Raw genomic sequence first — 16,826 nt, forward strand, 5'->3', positions numbered from 1 at the left:
AAGCAGCAAAGGCGCGGTTCTCATTAAGGCCAGAGAGCAAAGATTCTCACAAACAGGTCGGATATACGTACGCAGTATTACTTTCTGTTACTCAAAAAGTGGTTGATCTATTCGAGGTGTCCATATACGTACTTGCTGCGAGTCACAGTAATGCGAGTGTTTAATCTCCGAGTCTGAGTTCAAGTCCATACGATTTTGATTTTAATAAGCCACAAACTAACACTCTAAATCCCCTATCGACTTCCGACTTTTTCCTTGTAATATAATGCTTTCACTCATGTTGAAACCCAAGGATGACAATGTATACCCCTAAGAATATGGCGATGACAGATCTGCAGGCCATTACAGGTTTTATCACACAAAACAGCTTTGGTTTACTGGTTTCGTGTTCACTGAATGCAACTCATATTCCCTTTGTACTCGATGCAACAGCGGGAGAGAAAGGCGTGTTGTACGGCCATGTTTCGCGAGCGAACCCACATTGGCAAGAGCTTGAAAAACAGCGAGTATTAGTGGTTTTCAGTGGTGCACACGCTTACATTTCCCCAACTTGGTATGACGCTAAACCTGCAGTGCCTACATGGAATTATGCGGCGGTGCATTGTTATGGTGTCGCAAGCTTGCTGAGTGATGCCGAAACCCAAGATATGTTGGACACATTAGTGGCGAAGTACGAGCCCAAGCTATTACAAGATAAACAAATTATGCCAGATGAGTATCAGCAAAAGCTGCGCCAAGCCATAGTCGGCTTTAAGATTGTGATTGATGAGATTCAAGCAAAGGAAAAGCTCGGTCAGCATAGATCTATGAGCGATCAACAGGGCGTGTTCAGCGGCTTAAGTGCCAGCCCCCATGCCGATGCGACACAATTAGCCCACTATATGAATCAACGAGATATTGGCAAAGGCAATGGCTGAGCCCATGCAGCTAAACCAATACTTTGATTAGTCACTTATACGTCTTCTGTAAAATCATTGAGAAGAAGACTTTAACGGCTTGCCCATATCTAAAACATTGCACGAATGACTAACCGTCAACCAGAAACGCTGCTAAATTACAGTCCTAAACTCGCACGATTAAGGAAGCTGCATGCTCAATCCTGAACACAGTTACTGGCATGACACGCTTAAAGCCATTCGTCGCTGCGGTAGAAAACTCATTGAATTTGAACTGTTATTCACCTTAGTGTCGGCGGGTATTATCGTCCCGTCTTTTGGCTGGCTACTGCGCCATCTGATTGCCAAAACGGGCAATGTCACCATCACCAATTACGACTTAATCGCCTTTGCCATGTCTCCCTATGGCTTGCTGTTTATAGTCATTACTCTATTCAGCAGCTTTACCGTGTTTTTTACCCAACGTGCTGGAGTCACGATTCTCGCAGCATCTGGCTTATACGATATTCCCATTGGCCCAGTGCGGGCGCTGATTTTCGCGACTGCTCGCTTACCCGTATTTATCCGCCTTGGTAGCATTTATGCGGCTTGCTTATTGCTGCTCAGCGTACCTTTTATCGGGTTAGGATATCTGATTTTCAGCGTGTTTCTACAGGGACACGATATTAATTACTACTTGCATTTCAAGCCTATAGACTGGTATCTCGCCTTAACGAGTATGGCCTTCTTAGCGATAATCTATGTCCTTGTTGCCTTATATCTGTGGGCCAAAGCGGCCTTTTCACTAACGATTATTGTGAGTGAAACGACCGATGCTTTGACGGCACTCAAACGCAGTTGGCAATTAAGCGCAGGCAATGAACGCCCGATTATGTGGCACGCTGCGGGTTGGTGGTTGAGGATAGGTGCTTTGGTGTATCCCTTAATACTGCTGATCTCCTGGGGGGCCGATAGCTTACTAGACCGAGTTTCACTGACACTTTCGGCAGAATTAGCAATATTGGCCCTCGTCTCTGCACTGATTTTTATGCTCAGTGCGGCATGGTCCTTACTCGGAATGTTTGGCGAAGCCTTTATCATATTGCTGCTATACCGCCAGCTGGGAGAAAAACCCGCAGGGTTAGAACGCCTTGGGCGACAAACAGTAAAAAGAGCGTCTGAACTGTCGCTTTATACAATAAGCGGGGTGTTAGTTGGCACTTTTTTAATCATGTTGGGATTAGGGGTATATACCCTAAATAGTGAACCACAAAGGGATGACATCCTGATTACTGCCCACCGTGCTGGCGCAGCTAGGGCACCAGAAAATACCCTTGCGGCTTTGCGTTTAGCGATTGCAGAAAAGGCGGATTATGCCGAAATCGATGTGCAAACGGCATCCGATGGCACCTTAATGGTATTGCACGATGCTGATTTGATGCGCATAGCGGGCGATCCAAGACGAGTTGCCAACCTCAGTGCGAGTGAAATGCAACAACTTGATGCGGGGAGTTGGCACAGTGCCACCTTTGCAGGGGAATCCGTACCAACACTACTAGAGATGCTTAATGAGGCACGCAACAAAATCGGTTTGAACATTGAGCTTAAATATAATCAAGCCGATCCCAGCTTAGCGCAGGCCGTTGTCGCCTTATTGCAACAAGAGAAAATGACACAACAAGTCGTCATTACATCACTCGAAGCAAGAGCCATTGAAGAAGTGCAACGACTCGACCCTTCCATTCACACAGGCCTTATCGTAACTCAATCCATTGGCGATCCCATTAAGGCGAATACACAATTCTTAGCGGTCAATCAATCGATTACTAACGAAAAATTTATCGCCCGTGCACACAAAGGAGATAAGCAAGTACATGTATGGACAGTAAATAATCCACGGCAAATGCTGCGCATGTTGGCGCTGGGAGCCGATGTGCTCATTACCGACTATCCGCAGGAAGCCGTGGAAATCCGAGAACAGTGGATCGCGTTATCCCCTGTTGAACAAACGGCGCTACGCCTACGCTATGTTCTGTAAATTCTGCTTATTTACTAAGCCTCGCCTCGAAACGCTTAGCTCTGCGTTGAAGCAACCAAAAGAGGCTTAACACCCCAAATGAAGCGGCTAAAGTGGTCAGCGTGAGTGCAAAACCTTTGAATGAAAACAGGTTTAAAGTAAAACCATCTAATACCAGTACCGCCAAGCCAAGGGGCATTTGGATAAGCACAGCGGTAAGCCAATCGAAGGGAAGTTTAGGAAAGATCCTGTGGTAAGCATAAAGCACTAAACCTGCAAGCAATATCAGCAAACTCGCATCATGAGCCGCCAACAAAAGATACTCCACACTGTTATGCGAGATGTGAGGCACCACACTCAACATGTCCAACATATAACCCGCACTCGCGACTAATGAGAAACTGATAAAACTCAATAAAGCTAATAAGATACCAAAGCCAAGTGCGGGTAAATATTTCATGTAAGGTCTCTCTATTTGCAGGTGAAATATGCTATCTCGTCTCCCGAAAACCACAGCATGCAAGGTATAAAGGAGTAAAGAGACATTAACTACAATAGCAGCCTAAATTTCCCTTAGCTATTAAGACCATAGTCTTATGTCTACCACAAACTTGTGCACAATAAACGAGATGAAATCCAGTATTAAGTTAGTGTTTTCTCGGATAATCAATGGATAAGCTTTTAAAATTACTAGATTAATCAAATTTCAATCTTATCGCTTAGTGATATCACCCACAATTTGCCCATGTGTTTGGGTGAAATAGACTAGCCAATTTCACCAATAACGCTTAGGATCGGAGTTGCATTTTTTAGCCAACATATTGTGGAGTATCAAAACATTATGGGTATCAGAGCCATAGTCGTAGACACAGCAGGCACCACGACAGACCTAAACTTTATCCAAGATGTACTATTCCCCTATTCTGTCAAAGCCTTGCCAGACTTTTTAGAACAGAACCAACACAATGTATTGGTTGAAAACTGTATTTGTGACACTAAAGATATCGCCCTAGAACCCGAGGCTGACTTAGCGCGTGTAACTGAGATCCTGCAACAGTGGGTCAACGAAGACCGTAAAGCTACACCACTTAAAACCTTACAAGGGTTAATTTGGAAACAAGGCTATGCCCATGGTGAATTTAAGGGCCATATCTTCCCGGACTTTATTGAAGCGGTGAAACGTTTTAGCGCACAAAATCTGCGTATTTACAGCTTTTCATCCGGCTCTGTCGACGCGCAAAAACTGTTGTTCGGCCACAGTGACGGCGGCGATTTAACTGAAATGTTTAACGGCCATTTCGACACCCGCACGGGCAACAAATTAGATAAGCAGGCTTACTGCAATATCCTCAACACTATCAGCTTAAGCCCCAAACAAGTGCTGTTTGTGTCAGATGTTATTGAAGAATTAAAGGCTGCCGACGCTGCGGGTATGATGACCTGCCAAATGGTTCGCGACAGCAAGCAACGCACTGGCGAGTTCCGCAAAATCAGCAGCTTCGATGAGCTGCTGATTGAATAATGCGATTATTGAATAACGTGATGGTTGAATAACACGATAGTCGACTCAGTCAGCTCAAGCTGATTTAGCCGATAAAACGAAAGCGACCTTGTGGTCGCTTTTTTATTAATTGGCTCAATTACCCTTAACCGCTAGCGGAAACGCGGCCGAGATACATTTTTCCACCTCAAAACGATAACCATAATCCGCATTCTTATCGGGTGTGATCAACAAAATCTCGTAATCATTTAATTCAATCACATTCGATTCGGCAGGCTTTTTACAACGCGAGCGGCCATTGGCTTCAAGTGAAAATGCGAACGTAGCTAGCCATTGCCGCACTAAGTACTGATATTGAGTTCGCACTGAGGCGTAGGCCTTTTTGCGATCTTCCTCTTCCAGCTCGCTATCATCATTACTATTCTCAGCCTTGCTCGATTTATCGCTTTCAGAGTCAAGAGCAGTCTGAGTTAGCTCTACAATCGGTACCGTCAGCACATCGGTCGCATCCGGCAACCGTCCCGATTTAGGCTCGCGAGGCGCATGCTTAGCGGCTTCTTGGGGAGAGGTAATAAAGTTGCCAAACGAGGTTTCAATGCGCGTCTCTAAATCAATTAACAGGCTCAAGTGATACAAAACCACAGTCGCTAGCACGATACGGATCAAAAAAGTCGTTTTACGGAATGAAGTATGCGAGGTAAGCCGTAACGATTTGACACCTAAAGGTTTAAGCAAAAAGATCAATATTAAATAGATAGGAATAATCAACTGTAATGCCAGCAGCACAATCGCGCTTACCATCAAAAACCAAGCGGGCATATAGAGTAGAATCGCTAAGTTATGGGTGTAATTGAGATCGCTTGCTGAGACCCCAACCACTTCGTTGACTATCGCGCCAGACCAGCCCAAAGCAAAGTTGGCAATCATCGCATAAAACAGCAACAACACAGCTTTGCCCGCCAAACTGTGCCAAACCCGCTCGAACACAGGCCAAAACTCGATGGCCATAGCGATTACGGCAATCACAGCGACCAACCCCATTAACTCGCTACTAAAAGCCAATATCAAAGCAATAAGATACAGCTTTTGCGCAAAGGATAACTTAGCCACCCCTTGGATAAGACAGCGCCAAAATTTGCCCAAACCTAAACGGATTTCACTCAGTGATGGTAAGCTGAGCTTTCGCAAGTATTGGCGAGCCGACCCAATGTAACCGATTAAATTCATTATTATTTTACATTCCATTGAAATAGTAAGACGGGCAACATTTGCCACTGTAATGTGCAAAGCACAGTGTTGGCAACTGTGCCACTCAATCTCGGTACATTGGTCACTTTGGCTATCTCTAGCCAAAGTCGAACGCTCTGCTTAGAGTCGAATGAAAGCTCTGCAACACCCCATCGCCCGTTTAAATCCAACTAAAATGAACTTGAGAGAAAATCAAAGCGGCCTTATTGTCACTTTTACAAATCGATAAACCTGACTCAGGACTAACTAAACGACGCTTAACTCCCGCTCAGAAAATACGGTTTTAGCGACAAACATGCCATTAAGTGCAGCAGGAAAGCCAGCATAAACCGACATTTGCAATATCACCTCAACAATTTCCTGCGGCGTACAACCCACATTCAATGCGCCATTAATATGTACGTTTAACTGTGGCTGGCAATGCCCTAGCGCCGTGAGTGCGGCAACTGTCACTAGCTCCCGCGTCTTAAGGTCGAGCCCTTCACGCTGATAAATATCCCCAAAAGGATATTCAATAATGTACTTGCCTAAGTCAGGGCAAATATCGGCAAGACTGCGGATGACTTTCTCACCCGCCTCACCGTCGATTTCAGTCAGTTTAGCGAGGCCCTGCACATATCTTTGATTACGCATTTTTAGCTCCTGTTGGATTAAATCACAGCAAGCAGCCTAAACCTTAGAGTTAACTCTAAGTCAATGGTTCATTGATGGATGACACAGGCAATGCGGATCAGTAAAACTAACCCTCTGTTTAACTCGCCGGCTAGAGGCACAAGCAAGCAAATAGAAAAGTAAATAATATTAGCTTTTTAGCATTTGACCACAAATGTTAGCGACTGAGCTTAGCCACTAAAATGAGTTTGGTAATAGTGAATTTTTTGCTTAAGGGCAGCCAAATGCTCCTGCTCTTGGCGAATACACTCAGCCAATTGTGTTGCATGTTGCTCGAGCAACTGCTGTCGCTGGCCAGCGGTTGCATCGCCTTGGACGCGCAACTCGGCATAGGTCAATATCTGCTTTAACGGCATGCCCGTTTCTTTTAAGCGATTGATAAACCCAATCCATTCCGCTTCTTTCGCAGCATAATCACGATGCCCGCTGCCATTTCGAACGACAGACTGCAGTAGGCCAATTTTCTCGTAATATCTGAGCGTATGCGCCGACAGTCCTGTGAGTGTTGCAAACTGACCTATATTCATAATCTAACGATCCGCAGGATGGTTAACGCCATCATTCGTGGGCACATTTTCGAGATCGAATGGATTAACCCCTTCGAGGCAACCAATGTTGTAACCATACTCATGGGGATTGGAACGTCGCTGGTGATGGGTATAAATACCGCAGATAGAGCAGAAGTAGTGTTTGGCAGTTTTGGTATTGAATTCATAGAGTTTTAGCGCATCCCCACCCTTGAGGATCTTAATCCCCGCCAGCGGCACAGAGCCAACCATTGCGCCCTTACGACGACAGATAGAGCAATCGCAACGGCGTGGATTTTCGATGCCATTAGGCAATGACAACTCCAATACCACGGCACCGCAATGGCAGGACGCTCTGTGTTTTGGCTGAATAAGAGTATTGCCCACTTGTTTAATCACACCCACTCCTTGTTTCGCTAGATTCTATAAACCTAAATTCCCCAGCCGCTGCACCAACGCCCGCCATTGTTGCAATTGCGGCTCCTTAGCACTCATCACTGGCCCCAACATATTGGACTTAGCCCGCTTAAAACCACTAAAAACTAAGGTGGCGGTATCAAGCTGTTTCAGCGCGGGAGCGCCTTGAAACCACTTGTAATACCAAGGCGGCGTGTCCATAGTCATGATAATTCGCGAAGTTTTATGGCGCAGCAACTTAGCGGGTATCAATTTACCTTTCTCATATTGAAATGCAAATCCAGATAAAAATGTCCTATCGATTAAGCCTTTAAACTTAGCAGGAATACCGCCCCACCAAATCGGTGTGATAATCACCACATGCTCCGCCCACTGGATATTCGCTTGAAACGCTAGCAAATCGGCTTCGAGTGGCTGAGGTTGACGATAACCGTAGGTCAGATTCGGGTCAAAATTCAGCTCAGCTAGTTTGACGATTCTAACTGAGTGTTTATCTGCCGCCGCTTGGACATAGGTTTCAGCCAGATGCTCACAAAAACTCTGCGCCTTAGGATTACCACAGATCACTAAAATCTTTTTTGCCACGATGAAACGCCATAACAGTCAATGTGGCAAATAGCATAAACTCTGCCCCTAAGGGGAGAGTCAAGACCTAAGGTAACAGCTGCGACTCACAGGAGGTGAGCCCATCAATACAGGCATCTAACTGAGTGACTTTATGTTCTAACTCACTTATCTGGCGTAAAAAATCCGCTTTAATACCCAACAAAAAAGCCTGCACTGTGGCTAACTGAGCATGCTTATCGCCTTGTTCGAGTAAATCTTTTAGTTGGACAAGCTTAATACCGAGGGCTTTGGCCTCTTTGATCAGCAACAACAGCCTAATATCCGCCGCACTATAAATACGATAACGCCCCTGACGTGCGGGAGTGTCGATAAGCCCCCACTCCTCATACAAGCGAATCGCTTTTATCGACAGCCCTGTTTGCTTTGCCGCTTGTCCAATATACATAGCTCAACCTAACCCTTTAAAGACATTACTCATATCTGCATTGCTTGCCATTATCAGCCACAGTATCAGCTTAGGCCAAGACTTGTCGCAGCAATCTTATGCTGCTAGTCTGGCCGCTTAAACGAGCGTTTTAACTTGGGATTTTTATCATGGGATTTAAACAACAGTTGCAAGAAGGTGTACAAGAACAGGCAATGGAAAAGTTTCTCGCACAGCACCCTATCGTTACCCAAATCCCCGTTGCATGGGGTGAAATGGATGCCCTACAACATGTTAATAATGTGGTGTATTTCCGCTATTTTGAAACGGCACGTATCGACTTTTTCAATCGTCTCTTCCCGCTAGATACCCTGTATAAATCAGGTATTGGCCCCGTAATCAGCGAAAATCAGGCTCGCTATAAACGCCCAGTGACTTTCCCCGATACTTTATTGGTGAGTGTCAGTATTAGCGATATTCACAGCGATAGATTTACCATGCATTATCAGGCTTTTAGTAAACAGCAGCAGGCAGTAACCACCTTAGGCACTTCAGTCGCCGTAATGTTTAACTTTAAAACGGGCAAAAAAGCCGAGTTACCGGCAGAACTGCTGGCGATTCTCAAACAGCACGAAGTCGCTTAAGCTATTCAAATCGATAACGAATTGCCATCACACTTTAGGCCATACCTTGAGGGAAGCATGTATGTCAGATAACGAAAATATCGAGATAGCCATTGAACATCAACAGGATAGACAGCGTTTTATTATACCTGTCGACGGCTATGAAGCCGTGTTGGAATACCGATTATCAGGCAAGGATATCGATTTTAGCCGCACCTTTGTCCCCAACGAACTGCGCGGTAAAGGCCTTGCCGAACGCTTAGTGCGCCACGGCTTAAAGTGGGCTAAAGGCCAAGACTTTACTATCCAAGCCAGCTGCTGGTATGTGCAGAAGTTTTTGAAATAAGCAGATTTAAGAACGAGTTCGCTAAATCCAATAAACAGGGTAATGGCGCTTGGGATCGGTGGAAAGGTTATTGACCACCAGCGCGACCAGTAAGAGTAATACTGAGCCGAGGAACACTGGCATTAACGCGTAAAGAAAGCCGAGTTGATGCACGTTTTCACCGCCAATCACGGCAATCAATGCCGTTGCGCCGCCCGGAGGATGAAGAGTCCGAGTCAGGTACATGAATGCGATAGACAGGGATACCGCTAAGGCGCTGGCCAGCACCACATAATCGCCACACACTTGGTACACTGCGACCCCAATTAAGGCCGATAACACACTGCCACCAATCAAGTTACGCGGCTGAGAAAACTCCGCTAGCGGTGCACCGTAGACCAGCACAGCCGACGCACCAAACGAGCCAATGACAAACATAGTGTCGACGAGGTTTTCACTCATATAATTTGCGAGACTCGCGACCAAGTAAATGCCACAGAAAGCCCCAATCCATGACCACACAATCTTTTTAAGTGGCTGTCTTGGTGGACAAATGTCCTTCGATCGCATGCGGGTAAAATAGAATCTCATGGTTAATCCGAACCGATAAAAATTAAGCGATACAGACAAGTGATCTGCATCACAGTTAGCGGGTCGACAAATTAACCCTTCAGCAGCGCAATTGCAATTACGCTGACCGAAAGAGTAAGCAGACTAAGCGCTTTCACCACTCAGATTCGCGAGCATTTCGCGGATATCTTCAGGAATCGGGCGGCTTTTTTCACTGCTGTAATCGTAGTGCACTAAGGTAGTTTTCACTTCGGCGGTTTTATTGCCCGCTTGCCAACAGGTTTGGGTCAGCTCGAAGCTGCTATTACCGATACGGCTGACATAGGTTTTTACTGTGACACTCTTGCCATAGTAAGTCGGCGCGATAAATGCCACGGTAAACCCCGCTACGATTAAGTTCCACTGATGTAAATCCAGCTCAGGATTAAAAATCTCAAAGATTGGCGTGCGCGCCGCTTCGCACCATACGGGGATAACAGTGTTGTTGATATGACCTAGGCCGTCAGTTTCAGTAAATCTTGGATTGATTTCGAGACTGTATTCTGTGGCTGACATGCAAACTTCCTTTTTATTATTTTATGAATGGAAGAGCGTGGTGATTATCGCAATGAAACCAACCACCAAACTCATCCATTATCCTAAGCCAAACAGGTTCTAGCCACTAGCCCAAACCTAGCATTTTAAAACTGACAACTCGCCGTTTCTGGGGTTTGCTTGCCGTTAGCATCGTACTTTTTAAGGCATCCAGCCTTACCCATATCATACATTTTCTCGTATTCTAACTTGCCATTTTTATAAGACTTATACACTCCATGAGTTTTTGGGTTCTCTAAGTGATAAATCTTACGGCCCTTAGTGATATGTGAGTAATCGGCAAAACCCGGCTCTTCGGAATAGATGACACCGTTAATGTAGCGCTTGTGGATCACATGCTGTTCATCGATACGCAGCATTTCATTCGCTATCTTGCCATTCATGTCGTAACACACTTTATCCACGGCATAATTGCTATCGAGGTCTTCAATACAACTCACGGCACCATTATCAAAGTACTCGCGCTGTATACCGCAGCGCGCAATGGCGTTATCCCAGAAATAAGGTTCACCGTTCCAGGTTTCGCCTTCTTGCTGGCAGTAGTTCCACAGGCTTCTTAATTGGCCATTAGGATAGAAACTGTAATGGGGGCCAGAGACACGGTTATTCACTTGGTGACCATATCGGGAGAGTGAGTAACCACCATCAGTGGAATAACTGATACTTGGGCCGTATTCCTTACCCGCTTTGTACGTTTTTAAATTTAATAAACGGCCATTGGAATCAAACTGATATTCTTTATCTACAGCGCCATTGGTGTAATAAGCCAATTTATACAAGGAGCCGCTGCTATGATATTCGCGCTGCTCACCGTGTTTTATCGATGAAATTGCTTCATTTTTACCATTAATCACCCCTTCACAATCATCTGAGTAGGGATTCTCACGCATAATACATTCATCGTGCGAAGGCTTAATCGTCACCGCTTCATTGAATTTATAACTCGTTAGTTCAGTCAGCTCACCGTTCTGGGGATTAAAGCGCATTTGCTGGCCATCCAACTCTCCTTGGCGGTAGTTAGCGATATCCACCACGACATTCGGACTTGAATACCAAATACTCTGACCATTAAGGCGACCCTGCTCATAATGGCGGGTATTAAACATCAGATTATTTTTGTCGAATGATTTAGACTCTCCTTGACGTAAGCCATTGACATAGCTCACTTCGGTACGAGTCCCATCTTCGGCTTTAAATACCCAAGGGCCAGTGCGTTTTCCTGCAAGATAGGCACCTTCACCAACTTGATCACGGAAATGTCCGCTCGTCACTTTATCGACCCAAGGACCTTGTTTGACACCCTTTTGATATTGGCCTTTGCTGCCATCAGCCTCAAGCCACTCGCCATCTTTTACGCCATTAAGATAAATACCTTTTGCCACTAATCGCTTATCGCCTTCTGCACTGGAGTCATAATCGGGCTCATAGACTTCGTAGGGGCCGTCGAGCACATCCTGATTGTAATGGGCAAAACCAAAGTTATCGGCCTCATCGAACATCGACTGTGCAATCCATTTACCTTGCTTTTTACCGTCAAGATATTCGCCTTCCCAATAAATGGCTTGGTTCTCTGTCTCCATCCACTTACCGACTTTTTTGCCCTGTTTGTAGTTACCAGAGTAAACCACGCTACCATTGCGACCATCGTAGGCTGCATACGGGCCATCGAGCACACCTTGGGCATAATGACTTTCACTGGCAAGCCCTGCCCAAGTGCTCCCCATGCCCATACTCATAAAATCATAGGATGGGCCTGTTTTAGGGATCACGGCACCACCACTTTTAAGCCAATCAAAGTCATCGGCCTCAAAGGCCACGCTCACCAATACAAAACTGCCGTCTTCTTCGCTATAACCACTGCGATCAAAGGTGGTCACTAAGCTATATTGGCGCTCAATCCCTTGGGCATCTTTATCTTTACGAGTCAGTGGATAACGTAATTTATATTCGACGGCGGTCTTCACATCGACGGGTGAACCTTCGGAATTACGATAACCCACTAAGGTCGGCTTGAGCTTAGTAGAACCATCGACAACCGCTTTAATAGCGGGATCTTCAATCGCGTCAACATCATAGGTCATACGGTATTGTTGCGGCGGAATTTGGCTTAGTACTTTACGAACGCTACCCACGGTAAACGAGGTTAAGGTTGGTGCCACTTCATCGAGCACAACCTGTAGACGGGGGAGTTTTGTAAGATCATCTCCTTCAAAACCATAGCCCCGTAAATGCTGACCATCGGCATCTTTAAGCATGACAACCACTTCTTTGGTGCCACCTTTATCAAAATCGAGGTAAAAAACCGCAACCACTTCAGCAGAACCATAATCATCAAGACGCACGCCGGGCGCATCGCCATAGAGCATTTCGCCCCACACTTTATGATCTTTTTGATAGAAATTGAGCCATTGCCCGTTAGGCAAGTCCACTGGGCCATGGACGATTTTGTCGTAATCCTCAGCGCCAGCTGCAGGAATGACAGTTAAAGAAGATAACAACACCGCACTCACTGCAGCGAATAAACTACGAATCGAAAGTTCCATTTAACTACACCTTTTATACCGACGCCTCGCGCCTCATGCGCACCAGTAAACGGGGCGAATTTTAAGCGAAGAAAAGCACTTCAGGAAGTAGTAGATAAAAAAAAGGCCGCTTCTACGGCCTTTAGCAACAACAACTTAACAATTAGTTGTTGTACATAGCATTTATTTCATGGGCGTATTTATGGTAAATCATCTTGCGGCGCAGCTTGAGCGTTGGGGTGATTAAACCCGCTTCCATCGAAAACGCTTCAGGCAACAGAGTGAACTTTTTAATCTGTTCAAAACTGGCCAACTCATGCTGTAACTGCTTTAAGCGTTGCTCAAAATGCTCAACCACATGACTATGGCGCAGCAATTCTAAAGGTGACTCATACTTCAGCCCTTTGTCCTTCGCCCACGCTTCAAGTGACTCAAACGCAGGCACAATCAAAGCGGTCACATAATTACGCGCATCGGCAATAATCGCCACTTGCTCGATAAAAGGACAACAGCCCACGGCGCCCTCAACCCTTTGCGGCGCGATATATTTACCGTTGGAGGTCTTCATCAATTCTTTAATACGATCGGTAATAAATAAATTGCCGTTCGCATCGAAACGCCCTGCATCACCGGTTTTTAACCAACCATCTTCAAACGCAGCGGCGGTATCTTCAGGACGATTGTAATAGCCGCGCATCACAGTGGCGCCGCGGACTAAAATCTCATCGTCCTTACCTAACTTAATTTCGGTTTCCAGCAAAGGTTGTCCATTGGAACCTGGCACTCGATTACCTAAGGTATTGCAGGTCACAGTCGCGTTAGTTTCTGTCATACCGTACCCACAAAGTACTGGAATATTAATCGCATGGAAGAAACTACCGACATTCACATCTAAGGCTGCGCCACCGCAAGGCATAAACTTCAAACGGCCACCGAGCACGGCTTGCAGCTTGCTATACACCAGCTTGTGCGCCAAACGCCATTGCAGCGACAACCACAATCCCCCCTTAGCACGACCTTGGCCAACTTCGAACTGACGTTGGCCAACTCGCATCGCCCAAGCAAACAACTTCTTACGACCGTCGGCTGATTTGGCAACTTTATCTTGTACGGCGCTATACACTTTTTCGAGGAAACGCGGCACCACACACAAGGTATGTGGACGCACGGCGCTAATCGCCTCTTTCACTCTTTGGGTATTTTGCAGATAGACGTTATGGCCGCCACGGCACAAGACGTAGAAACTCCAACTGCGCTCAAATACATGGCTCAAGGGCAAAAATGCCAAAGACACATCGCCAGAATGGAAGGCCAGTTTTTGATCGTGCTGGCGTATGGTAGACGCCATATTACGGTAATCCAGCATCACGCCCTTAGGATCGCCCGTCGTGCCGGAGGTATAAATTAAGGTCAGTAAATCATCAAAATTTGCAGCGTGTAAACGCTGATTAAGCTCGGCTTCTTGCTCAATGTTTAACTGAGTGTCACCCGCCAGTAGGGTATCTAGATGCCAATGCTGATTGGCCTTATCGGCAGCGAGTGTCACGCTGGCATCGAATACAATCACATGCTCTAGGCTTGGGCATAAGGCTTGCAACTCACACGCCATGGCGTATTGCTTAGCATCGTCAACAAAAATCACTTTAGCGGTGGCGTCGTTTACGATAAAGCTCGCCTGTTCGACGGTACTGGTGGGATAAATTGGCACCACAACGGCGCGAGTTTTGAGAGTGCCGACATCGGCACAAGTCCACTGCGGGCAGTTTTGCGCCAGAATAACGCAACGGTCTTGCACTTGTACGCCAAGTTCGATCAACACTTGTGCAATTTTACTGCTGATTTGGTCGAAGGCTTGCCAACTCACCTGATACCAAGGAGCGGCCATTTCAAAACCTTCCAGCGCTACTGCGTCTTTTAAAGACTCGCTCTGCTGCTGTAGTAGTCGAATAACATGATATTGATCGAGAGACATAAGAGACTCACCTTTTTAGCTTACAAGTGTACCGCTTTTGCAGCATTCTACCTGAAGGCCAAATAAAAACTAAGAGTTTTTGCTCTAATGTTGTGCAAATGTCGCCCAAATCACGCTGTAAATAGGCTTTTATCTGCTAATGACATCGCCTTGCCAGAGTTTTTCTTATCCCCAAAAAACACAACTTGTTCGTTTCAGTGCTTGTAAATAGGTTCACAACAACTTAGGTTGACATGAAAAACGCCCAGCACTGCCCGCTCACACCTTGTTAACACATTAATATACCGATATTTTGTATCTAAATTTACAACTCGTCCTGAAATGCAAAAAGGAAAGCGCGCATGATAGATAGCATGACACACAGGAAGTTAAGCAACACAGTTCAACGCCTTGTGCCAACTCAGCCACGCCATGGTGCGACTAGTGCCACATGGCGCACGCGTACTTTGAGAATGAGCGCCCTCATACTGGCAATGGCAAGTACGGCGACGTGGGCGAGTGATGTGAAAAGCCAAGAGACACAAGCGACGGCAGATATCGCGAATAAGACCGACACTTGTTATGTGGAAGGCGTTTCTGATCGCCTAAACTGCGGTTTTGTGACTGTGCCAGAAAACCCTAACAAACCCGATGGCAAACAGATCCAAGTACATTACGTTGTTTTGCCTGCGGTGAAAAATGCCAACCATGAAGAAGCCTTGCTAGCGATTGCCGGCGGCCCAGGACAATCGGCCATAGAGAACGCGGCAGGTTTCGATGCCATGCTGAGCAAAGTCCGCCAACAGCGTGATATTTTACTGATCGATCAAAGGGGCACAGGCCGTTCGAATGTGCTGGCCTGCGATGAAGGTGCTCAATCTCCACTGTCCTTCGATGACGATAATGTCGATACCTTATCCGAAACGCAAAAATGCTTAGCCAAAATTGATGCCGACGTGACTCAATACGGTAGCCTCAATGCGATTAAAGACTTCGAAGCCGTACGTGCGCACTTAGGCTATAAAAAACTGCATATTTACGGCATCTCCTACGGCACTCGTATGGCGCAACTTTACATGCGTTTATATCCAGAGCACTTAGCCACAGTGACCTTAGACGGCATAGTGCCCATGCAGCAAAGCGTATTAGAAATTGGCTCTGCGATTGATCGTGGCTTCGACTTATTGTTTAAGGATTGCCAAGCAACCGCCGCCTGTAACAGTCAATTCCCCGAGTTAAAAGCGGACTTTGAGCGAGTCGACGCTAAGCTCGCCACAGGCCCTGTGATGGAAAACGTTTACGATCCCGTCACGGGCGAAAAAACCATGTTAACCATGACGCGCGGTAAATTCTCTGGCTCGATCCGCATGGCGCTGTATCAAGCCAATGTGCGCGCCCTCTTGCCCCATGCGATTCATCAAGCATCGAAAAACAACTTCCAACCCATACTCGGCCTATATGCCCTCACTATCGACAATGCTGGCATGGCGATGGGCATGCACGCATCTGTGGTCTGTGGCGAAGATATGCACCGCATTACCACAACCATGCGCGAGCAGGCCAAAAAATCCTTTATGGGCAGAACCATGCTCGAAGGCTTAGAGGCGACTTGTTCAGTATGGAAAGTGCCTGCGGTCGATAACAGCTTTAGCGAGCCCATCAACAGCAACATTCCGACCTTGTTGTTATCCGGCGAAATCGACCCCGCCACCCCACCAAGCTGGGGCGAGTTAGCCATGGAAAAACTCACCAATGCCAAGCACTTTGTCGCTCCTTATGCGACCCACGGTGTGGCCTATCAATCCTGCGCCAATAACCTGATTGCCGATCTCGTTCGCTCAGGCTCAGTCAACGATCTCGACGGCGAATGTTTGAACAAAGATGTGCGCCGCAGCTTTTATTTAAATGCCAGCTCGGTAGAACCGCTTAATGCGACCAGCACAAAAACCACGACAACAGATGATCACGCCAGCACTGGAGCTAAGGAATAAGC

Annotated in this window: 17 protein-coding genes; 6 read left to right on the forward strand and 11 right to left on the reverse strand. The window is 46.3% G+C overall.

Translation table 11 applies throughout. The annotated features are described in order from the left end of the window. Positions 1-299 precede the first annotated feature (299 nt). Entirely contained in the window at positions 300-917 is a 618-nt protein-coding gene (locus KFE26_RS17255; RefSeq protein ID WP_212601141.1) for an FMN-binding negative transcriptional regulator, read from the forward strand. Between the two features lie 172 nt (positions 918-1,089). After that, complete coding sequence (locus KFE26_RS17260; RefSeq protein ID WP_212601142.1) at positions 1,090-2,913, forward strand: glycerophosphodiester phosphodiesterase; 1,824 nt, start codon at positions 1,090-1,092, stop codon at positions 2,911-2,913. 7 nt (positions 2,914-2,920) lie between these two features. Here the strand turns inward: KFE26_RS17260 and KFE26_RS17265 are convergent, their stop codons facing one another. Then, complete coding sequence (locus KFE26_RS17265) at positions 2,921-3,352, reverse strand: hypothetical protein (RefSeq protein ID WP_212601143.1); 432 nt, start codon at positions 3,350-3,352, stop codon at positions 2,921-2,923. Between the two features lie 381 nt (positions 3,353-3,733). Between KFE26_RS17265 and mtnC the strand changes: the two genes are divergently transcribed. Beyond that, positions 3,734-4,414 carry an acireductone synthase gene (mtnC, locus tag KFE26_RS17270; RefSeq protein WP_105253037.1) on the forward strand — a complete coding sequence of 227 codons (681 nt, stop codon included), beginning with the start codon at positions 3,734-3,736 and terminating at the stop codon, positions 4,412-4,414. Between the two features lie 114 nt (positions 4,415-4,528). On the opposite strand, the gene KFE26_RS17275 is transcribed toward mtnC, so the two are convergent. The 6 genes from KFE26_RS17275 to KFE26_RS17300 all read right to left on the reverse strand — a co-directional run bounded on the left by KFE26_RS17275 (position 4,529) and on the right by KFE26_RS17300 (position 8,269). Next, positions 4,529-5,620 carry a hypothetical protein gene (locus KFE26_RS17275; RefSeq protein WP_212601144.1) on the reverse strand — a complete coding sequence of 364 codons (1,092 nt, stop codon included), beginning with the start codon at positions 5,618-5,620 and terminating at the stop codon, positions 4,529-4,531. Positions 5,621-5,887: 267 nt separating this feature from the next. After that, a complete protein-coding gene (locus KFE26_RS17280; protein ID WP_212601145.1) occupies positions 5,888-6,274 on the reverse strand; it encodes a carboxymuconolactone decarboxylase family protein in 387 nt (128 codons plus the stop codon). Between the two features lie 209 nt (positions 6,275-6,483). Continuing rightward, the gene (locus KFE26_RS17285; protein WP_212601146.1) at positions 6,484-6,840 is read right to left on the reverse strand and encodes a MerR family transcriptional regulator; all 357 of its coding nucleotides are present in this window, start codon (positions 6,838-6,840) and stop codon (positions 6,484-6,486) included. Between the two features lie 3 nt (positions 6,841-6,843). Continuing rightward, positions 6,844-7,239 carry a GFA family protein gene (locus KFE26_RS17290; RefSeq protein WP_212601147.1) on the reverse strand — a complete coding sequence of 132 codons (396 nt, stop codon included), beginning with the start codon at positions 7,237-7,239 and terminating at the stop codon, positions 6,844-6,846. Positions 7,240-7,263: 24 nt separating this feature from the next. Beyond that, entirely contained in the window at positions 7,264-7,842 is a 579-nt protein-coding gene (locus KFE26_RS17295; RefSeq protein ID WP_168826866.1) for an NAD(P)H-dependent oxidoreductase, read from the reverse strand. A 67-nt stretch (positions 7,843-7,909) separates the two neighbouring features. Continuing rightward, positions 7,910-8,269, reverse strand: a complete 360-nt coding sequence (locus KFE26_RS17300; RefSeq protein WP_105250930.1) for a MerR family transcriptional regulator — start codon at positions 8,267-8,269, stop codon at positions 7,910-7,912. A gap of 194 nt (positions 8,270-8,463) precedes the next feature. On the opposite strand from KFE26_RS17300, the gene KFE26_RS17305 reads away from it, so the two are divergent. Beyond that, entirely contained in the window at positions 8,464-8,892 is a 429-nt protein-coding gene (locus KFE26_RS17305) for an acyl-CoA thioesterase (protein WP_105253036.1), read from the forward strand. A 61-nt stretch (positions 8,893-8,953) separates the two neighbouring features. After that, positions 8,954-9,217: a GNAT family N-acetyltransferase gene (locus KFE26_RS17310; RefSeq protein ID WP_131524569.1), complete on the forward strand. Its 264-nt coding sequence runs from the start codon at positions 8,954-8,956 to the stop codon at positions 9,215-9,217. A gap of 21 nt (positions 9,218-9,238) precedes the next feature. Here the strand turns inward: KFE26_RS17310 and KFE26_RS17315 are convergent, their stop codons facing one another. From KFE26_RS17315 to KFE26_RS17330, 4 genes are all read right to left on the reverse strand, one after another. After that, positions 9,239-9,787 carry an HPP family protein gene (locus tag KFE26_RS17315; protein WP_105250927.1) on the reverse strand — a complete coding sequence of 183 codons (549 nt, stop codon included), beginning with the start codon at positions 9,785-9,787 and terminating at the stop codon, positions 9,239-9,241. Positions 9,788-9,910: 123 nt separating this feature from the next. Continuing rightward, positions 9,911-10,321: a thioesterase family protein gene (locus KFE26_RS17320; RefSeq protein ID WP_173497266.1), complete on the reverse strand. Its 411-nt coding sequence runs from the start codon at positions 10,319-10,321 to the stop codon at positions 9,911-9,913. Between the two features lie 125 nt (positions 10,322-10,446). Further along, positions 10,447-12,903: a toxin-antitoxin system YwqK family antitoxin gene (locus KFE26_RS17325; protein ID WP_212601148.1), complete on the reverse strand. Its 2,457-nt coding sequence runs from the start codon at positions 12,901-12,903 to the stop codon at positions 10,447-10,449. A gap of 142 nt (positions 12,904-13,045) precedes the next feature. Continuing rightward, a complete protein-coding gene (locus KFE26_RS17330) occupies positions 13,046-14,854 on the reverse strand; it encodes a long-chain fatty acid--CoA ligase (RefSeq protein WP_212601149.1) in 1,809 nt (602 codons plus the stop codon). A gap of 341 nt (positions 14,855-15,195) precedes the next feature. Here KFE26_RS17330 and KFE26_RS17335 point away from each other — a divergent pair, with 341 nt between their 5' ends. Continuing rightward, a complete protein-coding gene (locus KFE26_RS17335; RefSeq protein ID WP_212601150.1) occupies positions 15,196-16,824 on the forward strand; it encodes an alpha/beta hydrolase in 1,629 nt (542 codons plus the stop codon). Positions 16,825-16,826 lie beyond the last annotated feature (2 nt).

Source organism: Shewanella sp. M16 (genome assembly GCF_018224605.1).
GTDB lineage: Bacteria > Pseudomonadota > Gammaproteobacteria > Enterobacterales > Shewanellaceae > Shewanella > Shewanella oncorhynchi.

What these genes read in the sequence shown, in the direction of transcription:
- KFE26_RS17305 (WP_105253036.1), top strand. Translation starts at nt 8,464, where the DNA reads ATGGAAAAGTTTCTCGCACAGCACCCTATCGTTACCCAAATCCCCGTT.
- KFE26_RS17265 (WP_212601143.1), bottom strand. Translation starts at nt 3,352, where the DNA reads ATGAAATATTTACCCGCACTTGGCTTTGGTATCTTATTAGCTTTATTG.
- mtnC (WP_105253037.1), top strand. Translation starts at nt 3,734, where the DNA reads ATGGGTATCAGAGCCATAGTCGTAGACACAGCAGGCACCACGACAGAC.
- KFE26_RS17335 (WP_212601150.1), top strand. Translation starts at nt 15,196, where the DNA reads ATGATAGATAGCATGACACACAGGAAGTTAAGCAACACAGTTCAACGC.
- KFE26_RS17320 (WP_173497266.1), bottom strand. Translation starts at nt 10,321, where the DNA reads ATGTCAGCCACAGAATACAGTCTCGAAATCAATCCAAGATTTACTGAA.
- KFE26_RS17315 (WP_105250927.1), bottom strand. Translation starts at nt 9,787, where the DNA reads ATGAGATTCTATTTTACCCGCATGCGATCGAAGGACATTTGTCCACCA.
- KFE26_RS17275 (WP_212601144.1), bottom strand. Translation starts at nt 5,620, where the DNA reads ATGAATTTAATCGGTTACATTGGGTCGGCTCGCCAATACTTGCGAAAG.
- KFE26_RS17260 (WP_212601142.1), top strand. Translation starts at nt 1,090, where the DNA reads ATGCTCAATCCTGAACACAGTTACTGGCATGACACGCTTAAAGCCATT.
- KFE26_RS17325 (WP_212601148.1), bottom strand. Translation starts at nt 12,903, where the DNA reads ATGGAACTTTCGATTCGTAGTTTATTCGCTGCAGTGAGTGCGGTGTTG.
- KFE26_RS17280 (WP_212601145.1), bottom strand. Translation starts at nt 6,274, where the DNA reads ATGCGTAATCAAAGATATGTGCAGGGCCTCGCTAAACTGACTGAAATC.
- KFE26_RS17255 (WP_212601141.1), top strand. Translation starts at nt 300, where the DNA reads ATGTATACCCCTAAGAATATGGCGATGACAGATCTGCAGGCCATTACA.
- KFE26_RS17310 (WP_131524569.1), top strand. Translation starts at nt 8,954, where the DNA reads ATGTCAGATAACGAAAATATCGAGATAGCCATTGAACATCAACAGGAT.
- KFE26_RS17330 (WP_212601149.1), bottom strand. Translation starts at nt 14,854, where the DNA reads ATGTCTCTCGATCAATATCATGTTATTCGACTACTACAGCAGCAGAGC.
- KFE26_RS17300 (WP_105250930.1), bottom strand. Translation starts at nt 8,269, where the DNA reads ATGTATATTGGACAAGCGGCAAAGCAAACAGGGCTGTCGATAAAAGCG.
- KFE26_RS17285 (WP_212601146.1), bottom strand. Translation starts at nt 6,840, where the DNA reads ATGAATATAGGTCAGTTTGCAACACTCACAGGACTGTCGGCGCATACG.